The organism is Curtobacterium sp. PhB190 (assembly GCF_004365385.1).
In the GTDB taxonomy this organism is placed as follows: Bacteria; Actinomycetota; Actinomycetes; order Actinomycetales; family Microbacteriaceae; genus Curtobacterium.
The window spans coordinates 503052-521356 of sequence record NZ_SODN01000002.1 but is presented as its reverse complement, the minus strand read 5'-3'; the positions used below and the strand labels follow the sequence as shown (position 1 = coordinate 521356).

The 18305-nt window shown below is 69.6% G+C and carries 20 protein-coding genes and 1 pseudogene; 7 read left to right on the top strand and 14 right to left on the bottom strand.

The features are described 5' to 3' along the window. Window positions 1-141 precede the first annotated feature (141 nt). The 8 genes and pseudogenes from EDF47_RS05280 to EDF47_RS05245 all read right to left on the bottom strand — a co-directional run. A pseudogene (locus tag EDF47_RS05280) lies at window positions 142-567 on the bottom strand (alpha/beta hydrolase); the annotation flags it as partial. 63 nt (window positions 568-630) lie between these two features. Beyond that, window positions 631-1137 (bottom strand): hypothetical protein, encoded by a 507-nt coding sequence (locus tag EDF47_RS05275; RefSeq protein ID WP_131880303.1) that lies wholly within the window; start codon window positions 1135-1137, stop codon window positions 631-633. Next, window positions 1134-3089 carry an alpha/beta hydrolase gene (locus EDF47_RS05270; protein ID WP_166673187.1) on the bottom strand — a complete coding sequence of 652 codons (1956 nt, stop codon included), beginning with the start codon at window positions 3087-3089 and terminating at the stop codon, window positions 1134-1136. Before EDF47_RS05270 ends, EDF47_RS05275 begins: the two co-directional genes overlap by 4 nt. Before the next feature lie 151 nt (window positions 3090-3240). Further along, on the bottom strand, window positions 3241-4707 hold the full coding sequence (locus tag EDF47_RS05265; protein ID WP_133937785.1) for an SDR family NAD(P)-dependent oxidoreductase: 1467 nt from the start codon (window positions 4705-4707) through the stop codon (window positions 3241-3243). A gap of 18 nt (window positions 4708-4725) precedes the next feature. After that, on the bottom strand, window positions 4726-5799 hold the full coding sequence (locus tag EDF47_RS05260; protein ID WP_133937783.1) for a low specificity L-threonine aldolase: 1074 nt from the start codon (window positions 5797-5799) through the stop codon (window positions 4726-4728). 4 nt (window positions 5800-5803) lie between these two features. After that, complete coding sequence (locus EDF47_RS05255; RefSeq protein ID WP_243834012.1) at window positions 5804-6487, bottom strand: SDR family oxidoreductase; 684 nt, start codon at window positions 6485-6487, stop codon at window positions 5804-5806. Further along, a complete protein-coding gene (locus tag EDF47_RS05250; protein WP_133937781.1) occupies window positions 6484-7965 on the bottom strand; it encodes a DUF6421 family protein in 1482 nt (493 codons plus the stop codon). Before EDF47_RS05250 ends, EDF47_RS05255 begins: the two co-directional genes overlap by 4 nt. 256 nt (window positions 7966-8221) lie before the next feature. After that, entirely contained in the window at window positions 8222-8479 is a 258-nt protein-coding gene (locus EDF47_RS05245) for a hypothetical protein (RefSeq protein ID WP_131847120.1), read from the bottom strand. 699 nt (window positions 8480-9178) lie between these two features. On the opposite strand from EDF47_RS05245, the gene EDF47_RS05240 reads away from it, so the two are divergent. Together EDF47_RS05240 and EDF47_RS05235 are read left to right on the top strand one after the other, a co-directional pair. Continuing rightward, a complete protein-coding gene (locus tag EDF47_RS05240; RefSeq protein ID WP_133937779.1) occupies window positions 9179-9754 on the top strand; it encodes a TetR family transcriptional regulator in 576 nt (191 codons plus the stop codon). A 32-nt stretch (window positions 9755-9786) separates the two neighbouring features. Further along, window positions 9787-10008 carry a hypothetical protein gene (locus EDF47_RS05235; RefSeq protein ID WP_133937777.1) on the top strand — a complete coding sequence of 74 codons (222 nt, stop codon included), beginning with the start codon at window positions 9787-9789 and terminating at the stop codon, window positions 10006-10008. A gap of 46 nt (window positions 10009-10054) precedes the next feature. Here the strand turns inward: EDF47_RS05235 and EDF47_RS05230 are convergent, their stop codons facing one another. Beyond that, complete coding sequence (locus EDF47_RS05230) at window positions 10055-10699, bottom strand: GntR family transcriptional regulator (protein WP_133937775.1); 645 nt, start codon at window positions 10697-10699, stop codon at window positions 10055-10057. 120 nt (window positions 10700-10819) lie between these two features. On the opposite strand from EDF47_RS05230, the gene EDF47_RS05225 reads away from it, so the two are divergent. The 4 genes from EDF47_RS05225 to EDF47_RS05210 all read left to right on the top strand — a co-directional run bounded on the left by EDF47_RS05225 (window position 10820) and on the right by EDF47_RS05210 (window position 14545). Beyond that, window positions 10820-11527 carry a DUF969 domain-containing protein gene (locus EDF47_RS05225; protein ID WP_123291728.1) on the top strand — a complete coding sequence of 236 codons (708 nt, stop codon included), beginning with the start codon at window positions 10820-10822 and terminating at the stop codon, window positions 11525-11527. Next, window positions 11524-12594 (top strand): DUF979 domain-containing protein, encoded by a 1071-nt coding sequence (locus EDF47_RS05220; RefSeq protein ID WP_133937774.1) that lies wholly within the window; start codon window positions 11524-11526, stop codon window positions 12592-12594. The genes EDF47_RS05225 and EDF47_RS05220 overlap by 4 nt, the downstream gene beginning before the upstream one ends. Continuing rightward, the gene (locus EDF47_RS05215; RefSeq protein WP_243834011.1) at window positions 12581-13636 is read left to right on the top strand and encodes a DUF2891 family protein; all 1056 of its coding nucleotides are present in this window, start codon (window positions 12581-12583) and stop codon (window positions 13634-13636) included. The genes EDF47_RS05220 and EDF47_RS05215 overlap by 14 nt, the downstream gene beginning before the upstream one ends. Before the next feature lie 150 nt (window positions 13637-13786). After that, the gene (locus EDF47_RS05210; protein ID WP_133937772.1) at window positions 13787-14545 is read left to right on the top strand and encodes a glycoside hydrolase family 16 protein; all 759 of its coding nucleotides are present in this window, start codon (window positions 13787-13789) and stop codon (window positions 14543-14545) included. An 11-nt stretch (window positions 14546-14556) separates the two neighbouring features. Here EDF47_RS05210 and EDF47_RS05205 read toward each other — a convergent pair whose 3' ends face one another. From EDF47_RS05205 to EDF47_RS05190, 4 genes are all read right to left on the bottom strand, one after another. Further along, a complete protein-coding gene (locus EDF47_RS05205) occupies window positions 14557-14859 on the bottom strand; it encodes an antibiotic biosynthesis monooxygenase family protein (RefSeq protein WP_133937770.1) in 303 nt (100 codons plus the stop codon). Window positions 14860-14939: 80 nt separating this feature from the next. Then, window positions 14940-15824 carry a biotin-dependent carboxyltransferase family protein gene (locus EDF47_RS05200; RefSeq protein ID WP_133937768.1) on the bottom strand — a complete coding sequence of 295 codons (885 nt, stop codon included), beginning with the start codon at window positions 15822-15824 and terminating at the stop codon, window positions 14940-14942. Next, window positions 15821-16453 (bottom strand): allophanate hydrolase subunit 1, encoded by a 633-nt coding sequence (locus EDF47_RS05195; protein WP_133937766.1) that lies wholly within the window; start codon window positions 16451-16453, stop codon window positions 15821-15823. The genes EDF47_RS05200 and EDF47_RS05195 overlap by 4 nt, the downstream gene beginning before the upstream one ends. Next, a complete protein-coding gene (locus tag EDF47_RS05190) occupies window positions 16450-17211 on the bottom strand; it encodes a 5-oxoprolinase subunit PxpA (RefSeq protein WP_133937764.1) in 762 nt (253 codons plus the stop codon). The genes EDF47_RS05195 and EDF47_RS05190 overlap by 4 nt, the downstream gene beginning before the upstream one ends. Before the next feature lie 172 nt (window positions 17212-17383). Here EDF47_RS05190 and EDF47_RS05185 point away from each other — a divergent pair, with 172 nt between their 5' ends. After that, the gene (locus EDF47_RS05185) at window positions 17384-17566 is read left to right on the top strand and encodes a hypothetical protein (protein WP_123939346.1); all 183 of its coding nucleotides are present in this window, start codon (window positions 17384-17386) and stop codon (window positions 17564-17566) included. Window positions 17567-17698: 132 nt separating this feature from the next. Here the strand turns inward: EDF47_RS05185 and EDF47_RS05180 are convergent, their stop codons facing one another. Continuing rightward, entirely contained in the window at window positions 17699-18283 is a 585-nt protein-coding gene (locus EDF47_RS05180; protein ID WP_133937762.1) for a TetR/AcrR family transcriptional regulator, read from the bottom strand. Between the last annotated feature and the right edge of the window lie 22 nt (window positions 18284-18305).

Below are 18305 nucleotides of genomic sequence, written 5' to 3'. Positions count from 1 at the left end.
GGCTCCTCTCCTCTCGCCCCCGGGGCGCGCGGCGGGGGGGGGGGGGGCGCGGGGGGGGGGGGGGGGGTGGGTGGCCCCCCCCCCCCCCCCCCCCCCCCCGCGCCTCCAGTCCGGGTCGCTGCGAACGCAGCGTCAGCGACGTCAGCCGCGGATGAACGCGAGGATGTCGGGGTTGATGACGTCCGCGTGGGTCGTCAGCATGCCGTGCGGGTAGCCCTCGTAGACCTTCAAGGTCGAGTCGCTGAGGAGTTCGGCCTGCTTCAGCGAGGCGTCCGCGTAGGGCACGACCTGGTCGTCGTCGCCCTGCAGGACGAGGACCGGCACGGTGATCGCGCGCAGGTCCTCGGTCTGGTCCGTCTCCGAGAACGCCTTGATGCCCTCGTAGTGTGCGATGGCGCTGCCCGTCATGCCCTGACGCCACCAGTTGGCGATGACCGGCTCGGACGGCGTCACGCCGTCACGGTTGAAGCCGTAGAACGGGCCGGAGGCGACGGCCTGGAAGAACTCGGCGCGGTTGGCGGCGAGTGCCCGGCGGAACCCGTCGAAGACCGAGATGTCGGTGCCCTCCCGGCGGCTGCGACTCGTGCCGATCCGGCGCCCTTCGTCTGGGCAGCGGCTTCCGGGCGTCGATCAGTCTTCCGACCGGAGCCTGTCGGGCATACCGTCGGAGCATGCGGAGGTAGCGGAGATCTGGTAATTGCCGGGGTAGGCGTTGAAGCTTGCCGAGGTCACTGGACCACCTCGACCACGGACGCCGGGTACTGGATTCGCGCCGCCGCTCTGGTACTCCTCGACCTGGATGCCGAGGCCCTGCCAGTGCTTGCTCACCGACTGGACATCGGTCTTCGCGTCGGCGCCTGTGGTGTCCGCTCGCTTCACGACGTACACGAAGGTCGTCCCCGTTGCACCACTCGGCTGCTCGCACTCCCGAACTCCCGGACCGCTCACGTGCTCCCAGGTCCCGCCAGCTGCCGACGAGGTCTGTTCCACGAAGTCGACAACGGACTGCTTCGCTTCTGACGGTTGCACGGTGGGTTCTCCTGGATCGTTGCTGCAGCCGGACAGGAAGAGGGCGGAGCATCCAAGGACCACCGCGGTCACGATCGACCTGTTGAGCGGGGAGCGCTTCGTCGTCACGGTTGTCCCTGCATCTGATCGATCACGGTCTTCTCGTACCACGTCATTCCTTTGGGCTCGTGCTCGGTCATCGCCTCCGGGTGCCCCGTTGTGGCCTGCCCGATGTTGTAAAGCGATTCTGTGTCGGCGTCGAGGTAGCCACGGTGATCATCCGTGAGGACGTTGTGATCGTCGACGGAATGCTTCTCGCCGTCTCCGGGAACGCCGTCGGTGCCGAACGCGGTCGCACCGAACGCAGGCGCCGTGGGATCCTGACCGTGCGTCGGACTCAGTCTGCCGGTCTGCGCCCAGCGATCCCCGCGTCCGGGCTCGAGAACCCAGATGTTCTGGGCTTGACCCGCGTACACGTGGTCCGCGTGCAGGGCGTTGACGTTCTTGACGGAGTCGGGGATGCCCGCGGAACCGATTGTGGTGAACGTGTCCACGTGCACCCCGGTCTTCGTGAGCGCGTAGGCGGCGGTCGTCGAGCCGTAGGAATGTGCGACAACGTTGTTCGAGAACGAGCCGTCCTCGCGCGCTGCGTCCAATCCCCGGAGGGCAGCAGCCAGTTTCTCGCTACCCTCCTTCGCGTACTTCGAGCCGAGGACTCCGAAATCCAGTTGCCCTTGGATCACCGGCTGGGGCGGCGTGGCGTAACCGATCCAGGAGACGACGGCGCGCTCGGCGGGACCGGTGAGACCCTGCTGTGTGTAGAGGTTCTGTGCCGCGTCAGACCAACCGGTCATGCCGGTGGTGTCGGTGGCCATTCCCGGGACGGCCCATGTGACGTTCTTCGCGGTGTCCAGATCGCCGATCGAGATCGCCGCCAACGGAGGAACGACGTCGTCGTGGAGCGAGATCAAGAATCGCTCGCCCTCGTTGGTCTCGTCGTTGCTCGCAGTTCGGATCTTCTCGAGGGCGGTCAGGTTCTCGAACTCGGTCGCGAAGGTCGACCCGCTCGGGTCGTAAGTCGTCGAGTGACCAAGGTCTTTCAAGCGCTGTTCCGCCTGGTCGATCAACTCATCGAGGACCACCCGGTTCGCTGTGTCGCGAGCCCAGTACGCCACGCCTTCGAGGTTGCCGAGCTGGCGAAGCACGGCAACTGGAAGCGCCTCGAGCTCATGTCGGTCTGCCTCTGCGAGGCCGACCTTCGCCCACAGGGCGGCGACCTGGGAGGCCGTGAGATCTGGATCGAACAGCGCCGCCATGCTATGGGGCAGCTCCGCTGCGGCGCAGATATCCAGGGTCGCGTTGGACAAGGTCCCCTGACCTCCGGCCCGGTCGAAGGCGTCGGCGATCCGGTCGAGCCAGGCGGCGTCCTCCCCGTTCTCGTCAAGGAGGCGATCAAAGCCACTCAGGAAGGACGCGCTACCGACGCGCACCCAGCTACACGTCGATGTGAAGTTCGTCCAAGCGTTCCGGAGTGCAGTGCGCTCGGATCCCGCGGCGAGATCGAGTCCGCGGGCGTCCGACGCGAATCCTCGGAGCGCCGCGGGGTCGGCTGCGGTCCGACCGGCCCCGGTCCCGCCGCCGGTGCGGGTTCTGGCCCTCGGAGCGAACGACGCAGAGACTTCGGGCCGCGCTACCGGTTGCTCGGACGGCTTCAGGTCGAGCTGCTGACTGCCGGGGATGCCGAACACGCCGAGAGGTGATGATGCGGCGGCCTCGTCACGTGCCGCCTGACGATGCTGCCAGGCCGCAAGATCAGTCTGTCGCAGGCCCTCCCGTTCGGCGGCTGCAGTCGCCTGCTCGACCTGGTCGCTGAGGTCGTCGAGGATCCGCGTGAGCTTCGGACGATCCTCAGCCTCGACCTGCGCTGACTCGTCGAACCGCTTGGCGTACACGCCTTCGAAGTCTTCCCGGGCTGACTCCGCAGCCGAGCGTCGTGCAGTAGCTTGGCTGCGAAGCCGCTGTGCAGCCGCCGTCGCCGCTCGTGAAAGTCGACTGGCCGCTTCATCGTCGTAGTGAATCATCCCCATGAGCCCCCCTGCTCGTTCTGGAATCTACACGAGCCTCGAGCGGCTTGAAACATCAATGGTGTGGGGCAGACATGGTCGGCCACGCGTCCGGCTGGTCTCGAACGTCGGGCCGGTCGGGTGACGCACTGTCACGGCAGCACCGAGCTCACCAGGAACTCGGCTTGTAGTCCTTCAGGAACACGCCGAACACGTCCTCGCCCGCCTCGCCCCGCACGATCGGGTCGTACACGCGTGCAGCCCCGTCGACGAGGTCGAGCGGCGCGTGGAAGCCCTCCTCCGCCAGCCGGACCTTCGTCGGGTGCGGTCGCTCGTCGGTGATCCACCCGGTGTCGACGCTCGTCATCAGGATGCGATCGGTCTCGAACATCTCCTGCGCACTCGTGCGGGTCAGCATGTTGACGGCAGCCTTCGCCATGTTCGTGTGCGGGTGCCCCGGTCCCTTGTAGGCGCGGCCGAACACCCCTTCCATCGCGCTGACGTTCACCACGTAGGTGCGGTGCGCCTCGCTCGCCGCCATCGCGGGGCGGAGCTTCGAGATCAGGATGAACGGCGCGGTGGTGTTCGCGAGCTGGACCTCGAGCATCTCGAGCGGGTCGACCTCGTCGACGGCCTGCGTCCATGAGTTCACGTCGTGCAGGTCGGGCACGAGGCCACCGGCGTCGATCGCGGTGCCCATGGCCAGGCGCTCGAGCGAGCTCGACCCCGGAGCCATGGCCTGCTCGGTCAGTTCGTCGGCCCTGGCTGCGGCGGCCGCGAGGATCGGGTGCGCCGTGACCGACCGGGCGAGCGCCTGCGGGTGCTGGTCGTTCGTGTGCCCGAAGGTCACGAGCTCGGGCAGCGGGCCGTCCGGCAGCGGCGCGAGTTCGGCGTCGACGAGGGGCTGGTACGCGCCGGGCGACCGGCGGACGGTCTGCGTCGCGTTGTTGATCAGGATGTCGAGTGGGCCGGCAGCGGCGACGTCCTCGGCGAGACCGATGACCTGGGCCGGGTCACGCAGGTCGATGCCGACGACCTTCAGGCGCGAGATCCAGTCGGCGGAGTCCGGAAGGCTCGTGAACCGGCGCACGGCGTCGCGGGGAAACCGCGTCGTGATGGTCGTGTGGGCGCCGTCGCGCAGCAGGCGGAGCGCGATGTACATGCCGATCTTCGCGCGGCCGCCGGTCAGCAGGGCCCGCTTGCCGCTCAGGTCCGTCCGGGCATCACGCTTCGCGTGGCTCATCGCCGCGCACGAGGGGCACAGCTGGTGGTAGAACGCGTCGACGACCGTGTACTGCTGCTTGCACATGTAGCAGGGGCGGGACTTCAGCAGGGTGCCGGCGGTGGACGCCGTCGTCGAGGTGCTGATCGGGACCCCGCGGGTCTCGTCGTCGATCCGGTCGGCTGCTCCGGTCGCGGTGGCGGCGATCACGAGGCGGTCGGCCTCGGCGATGACCGCGCGCTTCTCGAGTCGGTGCGCACGCTTCACGGCCTTGAACATCTTCGCCGTGGCCTGACGAACCCGCACGAAGTCGGGGTGCGTCTCGTCGATGTCGCTCATCTGCTCGAGCACCCGGAGCGTGGCGTCGAGGTCCTCGGGGAGGATGCCGCTGGGTTCGGGCTGCTCGGAGATCACACGGGATTCTACGTTGGATCAGGCCGCGTCGAGCTCCCGCGTCAACGCCGCCACGAAGTCGTCGATGTCCTGCTCCGACGTGTCGTACGCGCACATCCACCGCACCTCGTTGCGGCTGGCGTCCCAGTCGTAGAACCGGAAGTGCTTGCGCAGCCGCTCGGCCACCCCCGCGGGCAGCGTCGCGAACACCCCGTTGGCCTGGGTCTCCTGGCTGAACCCGACGCCCCGGATGCTGCCGTCGGCGATCCGGGCCTCGAGTGCGCCGCGGAGTCGGGCGGCCATGGCGTTGGCGTGCCCGGCGGAGCGCAGGTACAGGTCGTCGGACAGCAGCGCGATGAGCTGCGCGGAGACGAACCGCATCTTCGACGACAGCTGCATGTTCATCTTGCGCAGGTAGTGCAGCCCCTCTGACGCCGCGGGGTTGAGCACGACGATCGCCTCGCCGTAGAGCATGCCGTTCTTCGTGCCGCCGAAGCTCAGCACGTCCACGCCGGCATCGGTGGTGAAGTCGCGCAGGGGCAGGCCGAGGGTGGCGGCGGCGTTGGAGATGCGCGCGCCGTCCATGTGCAGCGTCATGCCGAGCGGGTGGATGTGGTCCGCGATCGCCCGGATCTCGTCGACCGTGTAGGCGGTGCCGAGTTCGGTGGTCTGCGTGATCGAGACGACGAGCGGCTGGGCGCGGTGCTCGTCGCCCCAGCCCCAGGCCTCCTTGTCGATGAGCTCGGGGGTGAGCTTGCCGTCGGGGGTCTCGACCGGCAGCAGCTTGATCCCGCCGATGCGCTCGGGAGCACCCGCTTCGTCGGTGTGGATGTGCGCGGTCGTGGTACACACGACGGCGCCCCACCGCGGCAGCATCGACTGCAGCCCGACGACGTTCGCGCCGGTGCCGTTGAACACCGGGAACGCCTGCGCCTGCGAGCCGAAGTGGTCGCCGATCACCTCGTTGAGACGGGCCGTGTAGACGTCCTCGCCGTAGGCGATCTGGTGGCCGTCGTTGGCCGCGGCGATCGCGTCGAGGATCTCGGGGTGGACACCGGCGTAGTTGTCCGAGGCGAAGCCCCGCAGGTCCAGGTCGTGGAGTCGAAGGGTCACTGGTTCATCCTAAGGAGAGCGAGAGCGAGAGCGAGAGCGGGAGACGGGCGCCGTTCACGTCGGCCGGCGGTGCCGTCCAGAGCCGCACGACCTCGTCGCCGAGCCGCTCTTCGAGACCGGCGAGGGCGCCGACGACGAACACGGTGGCTGCCGCCGAGTCCGGTGCGTCCTTCCGGAAGCCCTGGGCGACGGCACGGACCCACGCGTCGGAGGCGGCCTTGGCTGCTGCGTAGTTCGCGGCACCCGCGGTGGGGGTGTCGACGGCGGTGGACGAGACGAACGCGAGCCGTCCGGCCGGCGACGCCACCAGGTCGTCGTAGAACACGCGTGTGGTGTTCCGCAGGGTGCGGAACGCCCGGTCGAAGAAGTCCCAGTCGTCGTCCGACTGGCCGGCGATGCCGCCGCCCCCGCGCCACCCACCGACCAGGTGGACCAGCCCGTCGACCGGTCCCGCCGTCTCGTGGACCGCAGCCGCGAGCGCGGTGACCGCGCCGAGGTCTGCGAGGTCGCACGTGTGGGTCGTGACGCCCGGGACGGAGGCGCGCAGGGCCTCCAGTGCGTCCGGTCTGGTGCCGACCGCGACGACGGCCGCCCCGGCGGAGGTGAGTGCGCGCGCGACGGCCGCGCCGCTGGTGCTGGTCGCGCCCGCGACCAGCACCGTGCGACCGGACAGGGATTCAGCGCTCACGCGGCGACGTCCGGAACGGACGGAGCAGCGGGCGGAGCAACCGACGACGAGCCGGTTATGCCGGCCGTCGAAGCGATGACCGCAGCCATCTTCTTGTTCAGTGCCTCGTAGAACATCGACAGCGGGAATTCGTCGTCGAGCACCGCGTCGGTGTAGCCCTTGGGCATTCCGGCGAGCGTTTCCTCCGGCAGTCCCCGCGCCCATCTCGACGCCGGGTGCGGCGTGAGCGTCCGGGTCAGCATCTCGTACGCAGCGAGCCAGTGCGCCGATTTCGGCCGGTCGATCGACCGCCGGTACAACTCGTTGATCTGATCACTGAGCGCGATGATCACATCGGGAACGGCATCCCAGTCGATGGTGAGCTGCGTGTCCGTCCAGTGCAGGACATCGTGCTGGTGCATCCACGCGAACAACAACTGCCCGCCGAGTCCGTCGTAGTTCCGGACGCGGCTGCCGGTGATCGCGAACCGGAAGATGCGGTCGAAGACGACGGCGTACTGCACCAGGTGGGCGTGGTCGCGGATTGCGCGTTGCGCCTCGTCGAGATCTGCATCCGGCACCGCGGAGAGCGCGCGTTCGAGCCGCACGGATTCCCGGAACGCCGTCAGGTCGCAGCGGAGTTCTTCCAGTGAGTAGAGGAAGAACGGCATCCGTTGCTTGATCATGAACGGGTCGAACGGCAGGTCCCCGCGCATGTGCGATCGGTCGTGGATGATGTCCCACATCACGAAGACCTGTTCCGTCAGCTCCTGGTCGTCGAGCATTGCTGCGGCGTCGTCCGGCAACTCCAGTTTGGTGATCTCCGCAGCGGCACGGACGACTCGGCGGTAGCGAGCGGCTTCGCGGTCCTGGAAGATCGCGCCCCACGTGAACGTCGGGATCTCGCGCATCGCGACCGTCTCGGGGAACAGCACCGCAGAATTCGTGTCGTACCCGGGCGTGAAGTCGACGAACCGCAACGCGACGAAGAGCGTGTTGCTGTAGTCGCCCGCTTCGAGTTCCGCGATGAACTCCGGCCAGATGACCTCGACCAGGACGGCTTCGACGAACCGCGAGGAACTGCCGTTCTGCGTCACCATCGGGAAGACGACCAGGTGGCCGAGTCCGTCAATGCGGTGCTGTTGCGGCTGGAATGCGTTCAGTGCGTCGAGGAAGTCGGGAACGCCGAAACCGTCGCGTTCCCAGCGTGCGAAATCGCGCTGCAGTGCAGCGAGGTACGCCGCATCGTGCGGAAAGAACGGGGCCAGTTCGGCAATGGCCGGGAGGATCGTGGCCAGGTGCTCGGAAGCGGTCGCGTGGTCCGCATGGTCGGGTATCGAGCCGTCGGCCGTTTGCAGCGCACGGAACGACACGACAGCGGCTTTCAACCGCTTCCACGCGGGATGCTCGGCGACCTCGCGCACCGACGTGCGGTCCTCGACGACCTCGGGTTCTCCGACGATGGCGCCCTGCGTGAACTCCTGGACGAACTGTGACATGTCGAACCTCCCGTCATTGGGCCGGCCGCGGATCTGCGGCGTGGTGGTGCGCTTGTCATGAGCCTAGGGAGGATCGGGGGACGCATTCTTGCCCATCCGCGGGGGATTCGTGCGCGGGGGCATTCTCGGCGCGGCAAACCGACTCTCTCGCGCACGAATGCATCACTGGTCGCGCGCCGGCAGCCATGGTGCGCGGAGTCAGCGGCACCGGGAGGGGCTCGGAGGCGCTGTCCCGACAGGCCTCCGAGCCGACTCCTCAGCGCTTCGTGACGGCTGCGATTGCTTCGCTCACGGTCGAGCCCGGGTGCGTTTCGCGCCATCTCTTCACCTGGCTGGGGTCAGGCGCTGACCCTCGCGGGATCGGCGTGTTTCCCACGATGCCCGGTGCGAAGGTGGCGTACGTGATCGTCGCGAGCGCGGCCATGCACGAGTAGAGCAGGTCGAGCGTGAGCCATGCGCAGGCGGTCAACGCGATTCCACCCAGGACGATCAGTGCTGGCGTCCAGCGACTCATCGGAAGCACCCTCGCTTCACGGCCGCGACCCCGAGGAGCTCTGCACCAAGTGCGGCCGCGGCCCCGCCGAGGGCTCGGATCTTCTCCCAGCTGAACGAAGCGCCCCACATGATTCGGACTGCCTTTGTGACACCGCCGAGTGAGTTGATCAAACGTTTGATCTTCAAGATCTTGGCGACTGGGAATGCCGTCGATGCAATCAAAAGGGCGATCGCGCCCGTGCACTCGAGGATGCTCGCCCGAGCCGCTCGCTGCATCGTCGGGTTACCAGCTACCCATTCCTCGTACGCAGTCTGGCCGTTCAGCAGTACAGCTTCCGGATACTCTCGATGAGCGCTAGTCCCCGTTCGACATCGACGGCCTGAAGGTCGAGATCTTCGACGATCGAGGCGACCGATGACGATGGAGCTCCTGTCGCTGCCTGAGCTGGCGGGGCGGCCAGCATCGGTGCGCACAGTCCGGCCGCTAGTAGTCCAACGACTGCGAGCTTGCTCGCTGAGACGGTAGTTGACGTCATGGGTCTTCCCTCCTGATCGGCGTCCCTCGCCGACTGGACACCAACCTGCCGGTAACCGGTGAAATGTGCAACGTCACCGGCGCGTCGTGTTCGCTGCTGTGCTCTAGGGCAGCGCGCCTGATCGGCACAGCATCGCGGCCGTCCGGCTCCGCGGTGCCGACTCGGTCGATACGGTTGTCTGCATGGCACGCTTCACGCCCCCAGCCGCCGACGCGATGCGCGCACGACTCCTGCTCGCAGCACGCGACGAGTTCGCCGCGGCTGGGCTCGTCGGCGCCAAGATCGAGCGGATCGCCGCGGCGTCGTCGAGCAACAAGGCGCAGATCTTCCACTACTTCGGCAGCAAGGAGGGGCTGTTCGACGCCCTCCTCGCCCAGACCGTCGCCGAGACGTTCGACGAGGTCCCCGTCGACACCGACGACCTCGCCGAGTGGGCTGCCCGCCTGCACGACTCGTACGTTCAGCGTCCGTGGGCCGAACGGCTCGCGACGTGGCACCGCCTCGAGCGGGGGAGCGACGGTGCGCTCGAAGCCGTCATCGCCAGCGATGCCGAGGCTGTCGCCGCCGTCGAGCACGCCCAGCGCGCCGGGGTCCTGCCGCGCAGCTACCGGCCGGCAGTGTTGCTGGGCCTGGTGATGCACCTCGCCGCGTTCTGGAGCTCGGCCTCTCCCGAGTACGGCTCGTTGGTCGCGGCGGTCGCACCTGCGAGGCGTCGGCAGATCGTCATCGACGCGGTGAGGGCGCTCGTCGGGGGCTGACGTGTCGCACGGCCGGGCGTAGGGTTCGGCCTATGAGCAGCGACAACCGGTTCCTCCGCGCGACCTTCGGGCGGCCGTTGGTCTGGGTCGGCGTGGTGTGGCTCGCGGTCGGGGTGCTCTGGAGCGTCCTGGCGATCATCGATCCGAGTGTCTTCCGCACGATCATGGCCGTCGTGTGGCTCGTGCTCGGCGGCAGCATGCTCGCCGTCGCACTCCGCGACAGGAAGCGCGGCCTCGGCCGGTACCAGCGCTAGTCGAGGCGGGCCGAGCGCGCAGGCAGGATCCGCACCGGGCCTCCCGTCAGCCTGCCGCGTCCGCGGCCGCCCGCAGCGTCCGCTCCGCATCGTCGAGGTAGTCCGCCAACAGCGCCGACGCTCGTGCCTGGTCGCCGGCGCGCAACGCCGCGACGATCGCGTCGTTCCGGTCCACGAACTCGGCGTGGAACGACCCCGGGTCGTCGGTCGTCAGGAACGCCAGCCGCATCTCGGCGAGCAGCCCGTCCATCAGGCCGTGGATGCGCGCGCTCGGGACCGCTCGGACGAGCTCGGAGTGGAACCGGATGTCGGCGGTCCCGACCGCACTCCAGTCGCCCGCAGTGGCAGCGTCTCGTGCAGCCGTGACGGCCGCCGCGGCTGCGTCGAGCGCGGGTGACGTGGGCGAGCACGCGCGGACCGCGGCTTCCTCGAGCACCCGACGGGCGGCGTACAGGTCCGTGACGTCCTCGGCGGCGAGGCGTCGCACGAAGACCCCGCGGTTGAACACGTGCTCGACCAGCCGGTCCCGCGCGAGCAGCCGGAAGGCCTCGCGCAGGGTGTTCCGTGACACCCCGAGCTGGTCGCTCAACCGTTCCTCGGACAGCTGCGCCCCAGGGGAGAACTCGCCCGCCGCGATCATGGTGCGCAGCCGGTCGGCCGTCGAGTCGGCACCGCTGACGGTTCGGGTCATGTCCCGATCCTGACACGGCCTCGGGCATCGCAGGTGCGAACCCCGCACCGTGTGACCGTCGTGTTACAGAGCAGAACACCCCCTTGCGATTGTTGAACAATGCGGTCCAGACTGTCCCGCATGTTCGTCCTCATCGGCGTCGCCGTCGTCATCATCGGGTTCGCGTTGCGCATCAACGCGCTGCTCGTCGTGACCGTCGCGGGCATCGTCACCGCGGCCATCGGCGGGATCGGTCCCGTCGGCATCCTCACCGCGTTCGGCGACGGCTTCGCGTCGAGCCGGTCCGTCACGACCTTCGCGCTCGTCCTGCCGGTGATCGGCCTGATCGAGCGCTACGGGCTGCAGGACCAGGCCAAGCGCCTGATCGCGAAGCTCGACAAGCTCACGACGGGTCGTCTGCTGGCCGGGTACCTGGCCATCCGGCAGGTCACGGCCGCGGTCGGCCTCACCAGCATCGGCGGGCCGGCGCAGACCGTTCGGCCCCTCGTGCACCCGATGGCCGAAGGGGCTGCGATCAAGAAGTACGGCCGGATCGACGAGCGGATGCGCGAGAAGATCAAGGGCTACTCGGCGTCGTCGGACACCGTCGGGGTCTTCTTCGGCGAGGACGTCTTCGTCGCCGTCGGCTCGATCCTGCTCATCACGACCTTCGTCGACGCCACCTACGGTCTGTCGCTCGAACCCATCGACCTGGCGCTGTGGGCGATCCCGACCGGCATCGCCGCGCTCCTGGTCCACGGCACGCGACTGCTGCTGTTCGACCGCACGCTCGACAAGATGGCCGCCGACGCACGCGTCGACGCCCCGACGCAGGGAGCTGCAGCGTGATCACCAGCGAATGGCTCTACTGGCTCATCGGCGCGTTCTTCATCGCGGTGGCGGTCCTCATCGTCACGGACACCTCGCACGCGAAGCGACTCGGCAACGCGGCGTTCTGGGGGATCCTCGGGGTCTCGTTCTTCTACGGCACCTTCGTCGCCGCGAAGACCGCGCCGTCGTGGGTGCTCGGCATCGCCGTCCTCGTGATGGTCGCGCTCGCCGGACTCGGGTTCACCGGGACCACCAGTCGCACGCGCGTCGCCAGCATCCCGGGTGCCGGAACGGGGGCGGAGACCGGCCCGGCCGAACCCACCGCTGCGGCCACGAAGCCGTCCGCCAGCACGAGCGTCCTCGCGACGACCAGCCCGGACGAGCGTGCGGCGTTCGCCACCCGGTTCGGCAACAAGCTCTTCATCCCGGCGCTCGTCGTGCCCGTGGTCGCCGTCCTCGTGGCGACGCTCGGTCCACTCGTCTCGATCGGCGGTACGCCCCTGCTCGCCGAGGGCAGCGCGACCCTGACCGGCCTGGGCATCGGCTCGGTGCTGGCCGTGGTCGTCGCGGTGTTCGTCCTGCGCCCGCCGAGGATCGCCACGCCCATCCGTGAGGGCGGCCGTCTGCTGCAGGCCATCGGGTGGGCAGCGCTGCTGCCGCAGATGCTCTCCACCCTCGGCATCGTCTTCACCCAGGCCGGGGTCGGCGACGCCGTCGGCACGATCATCAAGTCGATCCTGCCCGGCGGGTCGCTGATCGCCGCGGTGGTCGTCTACTGCCTCGGCATGGCCCTGTTCACGATCATCATGGGCAACGCGTTCGCCGCCTTCCCGATCATGACGGCCGCGATCGGCTGGCCCGTCCTGGTGCAGGGCTTCGACGGCAACCCCGCCGCGATCTTCGCCATCGGCATGCTCGCCGGCTTCTGCGGAACGCTCGTCACGCCGATGGCCGCGAACTTCAACCTGGTGCCGGCTGCCCTGCTCGAGATGCGGGACAAGTACGGTCCGATCAAGGCGCAGATCCCGACCGCCGCCATCCTGCTCGTCGTCAACATGGGAGTCATGTACCTTGTCGCTTTCTGATGCTGCCCCGCTCGACCTGACCCGGGCCGCGTGGGCAGACCGCTTCGCGGCCGTCGCCGCCGAGAACACCACCCGCGAGTACCCGTACGCGGCGCACCACACGACGTCCGGCCCGGACGACCGGGCGCTGCCGGTCGAGCTGCACCCCGCCTTCGCGACGTCGTACGACTGGCACTCGTCCGTGCACATGCACTGGCTCGCAGCGCGTCTGGTCGCGCACGGTCTGCCGGCCGACCTGGAGGCCCGGCTCACCACGATCCTGCAAGCCCACCTGCGCGCGGATCACCTGGCGACGGAAGCCGCCTACTTCCACACGACGCCGCACTACGAGCGCCCCTACGGGTGGGCCTGGCTCGCGAAGCTCGCCGCCGAGGTCTCCGCGTCCGAGGTGCCGGCCATCCGGCAGCTCGCCCCCGGGTTCGCGCCCGTCGTCGACGTGCTCGAGGACCTCGTCACCCGCTGGGTCGACGGTGCCGCCCACCCGGTGCGGCACGGGGTGCACTCGAACTCGGCGTTCGGGCTGCTGCTCGTGCTCGAGGCCGCACGGTCGCTCGGCCGCGACGAGCTCGCCGCGACGGTGGAGCGGGCGGCGCGCGAGTGGTTCGGCGAGGACGCCGGGTGGCCGTTCGCCTGGGAGCGCAGCGGACACGACTTCCTGTCCGCCGGACTGGCCGAGGCCGACCTGATGCGGGCCGTGCTGACCCCGGCCGAGTTCGCGACGTGGTCGGACGGCTTCTTCGCCCAGGTGCGGTCGGGCGACGCGATCCTGCAGTCGACGGTGGTCCGTGACGAGAACGACCCGCAGCAGGTGCACCTGTTCGGGCTCGACTTGTCGCGAGCGGGATCGGCCCGGCGCATCGCGGACGCCCTGCGCGCCGGTGAGCTCGACGACGACGGGCTCGCGAGCCTGCTCGACGAGGCGGCGGACCGGCTGCTCGCCTCGGGTCTGGCTGCCAGTGTCGGCGAGGAGTACTACTCCACGCACTGGCTCGCGAGCTTCGCCTGGGACGCCATGGAAGCACGGGAGCACGCCGCGCGCTGACCCTCGAACGAGGGGCATGGTCGCCGGTCCGGCGTGCTGCTGTCAACCCCCTGCATCGGTTGCAGAATGCACCTACCCTCGGTGCGCAGCCGAGATCCGGCTGGGTGCCCGACGGGAACGGGTGCCACCAGTCACACCAGGGAGTGACACATGCAGCACCGCAGGATCAGGCGGACAGCACTCATCGCCGCACTCATCGGAGCCGTCGTCGTGGCGGCACCGCTCGGAGCGGGAACCGTTGCCTACGCGGGGGTCACCGCCCCGGTCGGCAACGTCGGCAAGTTCAAGCAGACCTTCGTCGAGAACTTCAGCACGACGGCCTCGGCGAACGGCCAGTTCGCGAAGACCTACGCGAACTCGTGGCAGCCCTACCCGGACGGGACGGGCGGCACGTACTACTCGGGCTCGCAGGTCAGCGCCCGCAACGGCTACATGGACGTCACGCTCGACGGCAAGCACGGAGCCGCGGGGACCTTCGGGACCCCGAACGGCGCGTGGTCGCACCTGGGCGGCAAGTTCAGCGTCCGCGCGAAGGCCACCGGCGGCGACGGGAACGGTGCAGCGTTCATGCTGTGGCCGTCGTCGAACGTCTGGTCGGACGGCGAGATCGACTACCCGGAGGCCAACTTCGAGGGGTCGCCGATGCTCCACCACCACTCGATGGTCGCCGGGCAGGAAGCGAACTCGACGAGCATGAGCACCGGGGTGACCTGGCGCAGCTGGCACGTCTACTCGGTCGAGTGGATCCCCGGCAAGTCGGTGCAGTACCTGCTCGACGGCAAGGTCATCAAGACGGTCACGTCGAACGTGCCGAAGACCGCGCACCGGTACATGTTCCAGGTCGGCAACTGGGGTGCCGCCGGGCACCTCGACATCGACTGGGTCAGCACCTACGAGTACACGGGCTGACCCACAGCAGGTCAGCTGGTCGCGATCGTCCGGGCGAACGTCCGCGCGACGGGCGGAGCGGCGACGATCGGCCCGATCGCTGCGGCACCGTCCGGGGTCGCCCGCCATGCCTCGTAGGCGTCGTGGGCGGCCCCGCTCGTCCAGGACTCGACGACGACCATGCGCGTCTGGTCGGCGTCGTCGACCAGCACCTCGAGGGACTCGCAGCCGTCGAAGGCCCGGGTCTGCGCGAGCGTCTCGCGGATCGCCGCCTCGACGGTGTCGGCAGGGACGTCGCTCCGGAACTGGACCTCGAGCAGGACGGTGATCGACATGTGGTGCACCTTTCGTCAGCAGTGTCCGACTCAACCCGCAGCGGCGCCGACCTGTTCCGGATCGGTCAGCGAGCCGGTCGTCAGTGGACGAACCGGAAGCGGATGGCGTCGCCCGGGCGGAGCTGCGCGGCACGGTCGACCGACTCCGGCGTGAGGACCGCCACGACGGGGTAGCCGCCGGTGACCGGGTGGTCGGCGAGGAACAGCACCGGGAAGCCCTCCGGCGGGACCTGCAGCGAACCGGTCTCCACCCCTTCGCTCGGCAGCTCGTGCGTCACGGCGCGGACGAGTGGCTGCGGAGCCGTGGTGCGGACCCCCACGCGGTCGCTGTCCGACCCGACGGTGAAGTCCTGACGGGTCAGGGAGTCGCGCCAGTCCGGCGTGAACCAGTCGTCGCGGGGGCCGGCGGTGACGTCGAGGACGACCGGGTGGTCCGGCCAGTGCTCGTCGGGTTGCGGCACGGCGTCGACGATCGGCCACGAAGCGCGCGCGTCGCCGATCGGCAGGACGTCACCCGGCGACGACGGCGGAGGCCCGAGGCGTGCGAGCGAATCCCACGAGCGACTGCCGAGCACGGGCTCGACCGCGAACCCGCCGAGGACCGCGATGTAGGAGCGCAGCCCGGCGGTGGCCGCACCGACCCGGAGCGTGTCACCCGGGGTGAGCATCAGGACCTCGTGCGAGGCCGCACCGCGGACCCGGCCGTCCGCCCGCTCGATCTCGACCGGGCAGGCGGCCCCGGCGGTGGCGACGGCCACGTACGCGTCGGTCCGCAGCGTGACGGAGCCGAGCAGGGCCTCCAGGACGGCCGCATCGGGACGGTTGCCGACCAGCCGGTTGGCCAGTGCTGCGGAACCACGGTCGGCGGCGCCCGCCGCGCCGAGGCCCATGTCACTGAAGCCCGGCCGCCCCAGGTCCTGCGTTGCCGCGCCGTAGCCGACCTGCAGGACGGTCAGCGCGCTCATGCCGCATCCGCGTCGACGAACCGGACCTGTGTGCCGGCGGGTGCCAGCGCCGGCGGTTCCCGGTTGAGCGACCACATCGGCACGTCGGTGCGGCCGATGAGCTGCCAGCCGCCGGGGGAGGCGCGCGGGTAGACGGCACTGAACTCGCCCGCCAGTGCGACGGCACCGCTCGGCACGACGGTGCGCGACGTGCTCCGGCGAGGCAGGTCGAGTGACGGCTCGGTGCCGGTGAGATAGCTGAAGCCCGGGGCGAAGCCGCAGAACGCGCTCGTCCAGAGCTGGCCGGTGTGCCACGCGATCACGCGGTCGCGGCGCATGCCGGTCAGGGCGACGACCTGGTCGAGGTCCTCGCCGTCGTAGACCACCGGGATGACGAGGGGGTCCGCGGCGCTCGCCGCATCGGCGTCGGCGGACGGGACGACCCGTTCGAGTGCACTGCGGAGTCTCACGGCGTCGGTCGTCGCCGGGTCGTAACGGAGCAGCAGTGTACGCGCGCCGGAAACGACCTCGGCGAGGCCGGGCAGCCGAGCCGCGGTCAGCCCGGCACGGAACGCGACGACCTGCTGCAGGGAGTCGAAGGTGGCGAGCAAGGCGGTGCGCCCAGCGGGCCGGAGGTCGAGGACGGTCACGGTGCGAACGGCGCGATCGCGACGCCGTGCTCGGTCAGCAGGGCTCGGATCGCGCGGGCCATCGCGACGGCGCCGGGGGAGTCGCCGTGGACGCAGACGGAGTCGGCGCTGACCCGCAGCTCGGAGCCGTCGACGGCGGTCGCGACCCCGTCGGTGACCATGCGGAGGACGCGGTCGGCGACCTCGTCCGGATCGTGGAGCACCGAACCCGGCGTGCTGCGGGACACCAGGGAGCCGTCGGGGTCGTAGGCGCGGTCGGCGAAGGACTCCGCGACCGCGCGCAGCCCGTGGCGTTCGGCAGCGAGCAGGAGTTCGGAACCCGGCAGCGCGAGCACCGCGAGCGAGCTGTCGACGTCGGCGATCGCCCGGACCACGGCCTCGGCCTGGACCGGGTCGGCGCACGCGGTGTTGTACAGGGCGCCGTGGGGCTTGACGTAGGTGACCGCGGTGCCGGCGACCCGCGCGGTGGCGGCCATCGCGCCGAGCTGGTGCACGACGTCGGCGTGGAGTTCGTCCGGGGTGACGTGCACCGGACGGCGGCCGAAGCCGGCGAGGTCGCGGTAGGCGACGTGCGCACCGATCGCGACCCCGCGCTCGGCGGCAGCGCGGGCGGTGGCGAGCATGATCGTCGGGTCACCGGCGTGGAATCCGCAGGCGATGTTGGCGCTCGACACGACGTCGAGCATCGCGGCGTCGTCGCCCATCGTCCAGGCGCCGAACCCCTCGCCGAGGTCGCTGTTCAGGTCGATCGTCGTCACGGGGACTCCCTGTCGTCGCGGGTTGTTGAACAATCTACCGAGCGGCGACTCCGCTGTCGACCGATCGGGGCACGCGGCTGGTGGGTGGATTCCGAGCAGCGGCACGTAGCGTCCGAGGTCAGCACCTGCCGGGGGCGTCGCCCTCGGTTCGACCACTGCACTGGAGCAGACCATGACCGACAGCAGCAACACGCACGACGACGACGCCAAGGCCCCCGTGAACGACTCCGAGGGCACCGAGAAGCCGGGCGGGCTCGGCGACGACAACACCATCCCCAACGACCCGGACGGCCTCGCCGCTGGGCACGTCGGGGACGACTCGCACTTCAACCCGGAAGAGGACGGCGAGGAGTAGGGGTCGTTCGTCGACTCGGAACGACGTCCTCGTTGTCGTACGACGACGAGGACGTCGTTCCACGTCGACCCGGTGTCGTTCCGAGTCGACCCGGTGTCGTTCCACGTCGACCCGCGACCGCCCGAAAGCCCCCTACAACACCCGCTCCAGCAACCGCAGCGTCCCCGCGATGTCCACGTTCCGGTCCAGCAGCCACTGCACCTGCAGCCCGTCGAACGCCGCGATGATGAGCGACGCCACCTGCTCGAGGTCGGCGTCCGAGTGCCGCCCCGACGCCGCGAGCTCGTCGTGCAGCTGGGCGACCAGGTTCCCCCGTGCCTCGGCGAACCGTGCGGCGAAGAACTCCCGCGCCGTCTCGTTGCCGGACTCCACCGACGCCCCGAGGAGGGTCGTGTAGAGCGTCACGAGTGCCGGCTCGCTGACGTTCCGGTCGGCGACGAAGGCCAGCCGGGTGAAGACCCCGGCCGTGTCGCCGAGTGCCCGGTCCGAGGCGGCATCGCGTTCCCGCAGGACCTCGACCAGCAGCGCTTCGCGGGACGAGAAGTAGTGCTTCAGTGCCGCGTGCGAGACCCCGATCGCATCGCCGATGGCGCGCAGCGAGGTGCCGTCGATCCCGCGCGAGGCGACGACGTCGAGCGTCTGGTCGAGGATCTCCCGCCGACGCTGCACGCCCTTGGCGTAGGGGCCCCTGGTGCCGATTCCATCGTTGGAGGTCACGAGTGCCAATGTACCGGCGCAA